The sequence below is a fragment of the Dietzia sp. Cai40 genome (assembly GCF_014145165.1).
GTDB classification, from domain to species: Bacteria; Actinomycetota; Actinomycetes; order Mycobacteriales; family Mycobacteriaceae; genus Dietzia; species Dietzia natronolimnaea.
In genome coordinates this window covers 1-3,193 of sequence record NZ_JAALEB010000297.1, presented here as the reverse complement: position 1 = coordinate 3,193, position 3,193 = coordinate 1, and the positions used below count along the sequence as shown (strand labels likewise).

Below are 3,193 nucleotides of genomic sequence, written 5' to 3'. Positions count from 1 at the left end.
GGCGGTGCCCTCGGGCCGGAGCACCGCCCGCTGCGCCGAGTCGTCGAGCTGGAACGCAAGGACGATCTCGTACTCGCGGCCGGGCGACAGTCGCGTGGTCGTGGAGGCCGCGGACTGCTCGCAGTCCGAGCCCACTGGCCGGGCGCCGCGGGTCGCGCCACTGGGCCGGAGCTCGGCGAAGTCGCCGGGGCCGATGGACGACCAGCGTTCCGGACCCGCCTCTGCCGAGGTGGTGATGTGCAGGGTGAGCGCCGCCCCGCAGCCGGGGGTCCGCGTGATGTCGTCGATCCTCGCCGAACCGAGCTCGACGCTGTCGCGGCCCACCACCGTGAACCACCGGCCGGGAGCGACGGTCGCCGGTCGCTGCGGTTCGTCAGCGACAGCGGCCTTCTCGGTGGACGTGTCGGCGGGCTCGGAGTGCTCGACCGGCGTCGTGGTCCTGGGTGTGCTCGTGCTCGGCTCCGACGCGTCGCTGACGGGCACGTCGCTGGCCGGCTCCTCGTCCGGCTCCTCGTTCGGGGCCTCGCGGCCGTCGGCGGCGGCGACCTCGGACGGCGTGGCGACCGGCGCGTCGGCCTGGGCGACCATCATCCGGTTGGTCTGTGCCGAGAGGATCGGCCATTCTCCGCTGTGGGGGCGGGTGGGGGCGGCCGTGGCAGCCCGGTCGACCCCACACTCGGCGTGAGCGAGGATCAGGGTGAGGTTCCAGCGTTCGGCGCCGCCCGTGCCGGTGGCATTGACGCGCAGCCGCAGCTGGGACAGGGCGTATCCGGGACCCTCCTTCCTCACGTGCTGGAGGGTGGCGACGTAGTCGTAGCTGCCCCAGCTCCGGTACCCCGTCTGCTCCGAGTTCGGACCGGGCATCGCCACGCGGACCTCCTGCTCGAAGAGACCGTTCCGCCCCAGGATCACCGGCCCGTCCGAGCTCAGGGTCGCCGCCCCGGCGGTGGGGGAGCAGGCCGCGGTCGCGCGAATCGGGTTCCTGCCCGAGTAGCTGACCAGGTCCGCCCCCAGGATGCTGGCCGTCCGCACGTCCAGAGATCGGGTCTCGGAGACCGCGCCGGCGGTGGCGGCGGCCACGCCGGTGGGGTTCCCGTTCTCGCACCGCGACTGCGCATCGAGCGTCGAGCACGAGAATCCCACGGTGGTCAGGGGGAGCAGGAAAGTGGGAAAGGAGCCGGTGCTGCTGTGCGTCGCCGGACCGACGACCTGGCGGGACGTGTCGGGGCTCTGGCGGAAGGCGGTGACGGCGCCGACGTCGCTGTCCCGGACCGCTCGTTCCATCTGGCCGAAGGTCGACATCGCGCGGGCGAAGCGCGTGTTCTGGTGCGGATTGGCGGCCCCGAACTCGGCCGCGCCCACTGCGCTGTCGGACCACGTCGCCTCGGTGGGCCGGATCGAACCGAGTGCCAGGGCCGTCGTCAGGAGCAGGGCGAGGGCGCCGAGGACCGCCACGAGCGCCCGCACCGGATGCTGCCGGAGGGTCACCGCCCGACCTCGTCGTCGTCGTCATCGCGCCCCGGCCAGAAGGTCCACAGGACCCCGAGCGCGGCGAGCAGGGTGATCGAACCCAGGACCAGCGGGTTCCCGGCCCAGACGATCACGTTCGCCAGCCCGGGCACCGACCACAGCACCTTGCGGACGCTCTCGACCCGGTACATCCCCGGATCGGGGTTCGGATTGGCGTCGCCCTGCATCAGGATGAGCGCCTCGCCGGGCACCTGCGGATGGACCTCGATCACCCGGTGGGTGACGGGCAGCCGGCCGGGACGGTCGACGGTGACGACGTCGCCCACCCGGATCTCGTCCGCACTGATCTCCTTGACCACGGCGACGGAGCCGGTGGGGATCGTGGGGGACATGGACCCGGTCTTGAACATGATGAGCGTGATGTTCATCGTCACCGCCGCGATCACGAGACCGACCGCCACCACCCCGCCGGCGGCGAGCAGATTGGCCAGCCCGCCGGCGAGGTAGGAGCCGAATGACCTGCCGGGGGCGCGGTGCGCTCCCGCGGTGCGGGCCGGGGTTCCGCTGTGGGACATCGTTGCTGCGGTCTGCACGGCCATCACCTCTCGCGTGTCGTTCGTCGGTCTCGGATCAGTTGGTCGTCGCGGGTCAGGCGTCGTCGCTCTGCGCGTCGAAGTTCCAGAACACGGGGGCGGGCGCGATGCCGGCGGAATCCAGTCCGGCGGTCGGGGCCAGCTCGGCGCGCAGGCACAGCCACTTGTAGTCGTTCTTCTCCACGCGGGTCGTGGAGGTCGTGGGGGCGGCGAGTGTGCCGGCGGGCTTGAAGTTGGTGGCGGCAGCGGAGCAGTTGGACGGCGGGGTCGAGCCACCGCCGAGCTCGGCGATCGACACGGCGACCTTGCTGGTCAGCGCGTTGGAGGCGACGCTCTGCTGCGCGATGGTGACATCCGCGCCGAGCTTTCCCTTGTTCTCGTGCAGGCCCACCAGCTGGTAGACGGGCACTCCCGGGACCAGGGCCTTGGAGGCGGGTCCGAACTGCATGGTGCCGGCCTTGTCCTTGGTGACGAACTCGTTCCACCCCTCGGTGGCGTTGAAGTGGGCCTGGATGTTGAAGTCGCTGCCCGTGGTACCGAACTCGCTCACGCCCCACGCCGTGTCGGACCAGGCGGCCAGGGTCACCGCGGCACCGACGCCGAGCACCAGACCGGAGGCCATGATGGCGCGGGTCTTCTTGCGGCGGTTCTGCTTCGGCGAGGCAGTCGGGGAGGTCTGGGGCGTGGTGCTCATGGGTGGGCCTTTCCGGTGGAGGTGAGGGTGGGCGCCAACACTCTTGTTGACGTATCGCATTTATTATCGTTTACCTACTGGCCGGTAGTAAACGGAAGTAACGGTTTTGTAAACAACGTCACAGTTTCGCGATTCGCACCAAAAGTGCAGTTCAACAGGGAACCTGACATGTGTCTCATCTTCCATGCTGCGAGGTATTGGGAGGTCGCAGCCCTATTTGGACGCTGTGCCAGGACTGTCGGAGGCCTGAGACGGATCGCGACGGCAGCGACGACGACAGCAACAACGACACGCGACGACGAGGCATCCAGCCCGGCCGCGGCACCCGACTCAGGTGACAGCCCCACTTGGCGGGCATCTCGCAGGTCCCAGAGCCGAAATCCCGGCGAGAGGTCCGCCAACCGCGGCGTTGCGGGGGAGGGGTGAACAGGAGCGA

Annotated in this window: 3 protein-coding genes; all 3 read right to left on the bottom strand. The window is 70.1% G+C overall.

The genetic code is table 11. The annotated features are described in order from the left end of the window. Window positions 1-1,488 (bottom strand): hypothetical protein (locus G6022_RS11610; RefSeq protein WP_206682374.1); only part of this gene is annotated, 1,488 nt, incomplete at its 3' end. After that, a complete protein-coding gene (locus G6022_RS11605) occupies window positions 1,485-2,063 on the bottom strand; it encodes a signal peptidase I (protein ID WP_347237853.1) in 579 nt (192 codons plus the stop codon). The genes G6022_RS11610 and G6022_RS11605, both read right to left, overlap by 4 nt. Window positions 2,064-2,118: 55 nt before the next feature. Beyond that, the gene (locus tag G6022_RS16705; protein ID WP_206682373.1) at window positions 2,119-2,757 is read right to left on the bottom strand and encodes a SipW-dependent-type signal peptide-containing protein; all 639 of its coding nucleotides are present in this window, start codon (window positions 2,755-2,757) and stop codon (window positions 2,119-2,121) included. Window positions 2,758-3,193 lie beyond the last annotated feature (436 nt).

Bases quoted from the DNA above. Each gene is read 5' to 3' on its own strand.
- G6022_RS16705 (WP_206682373.1), bottom strand. From the start codon at position 2,757: ATGAGCACCACGCCCCAGACCTCCCCGACTGCCTCGCCGAAGCAGAAC.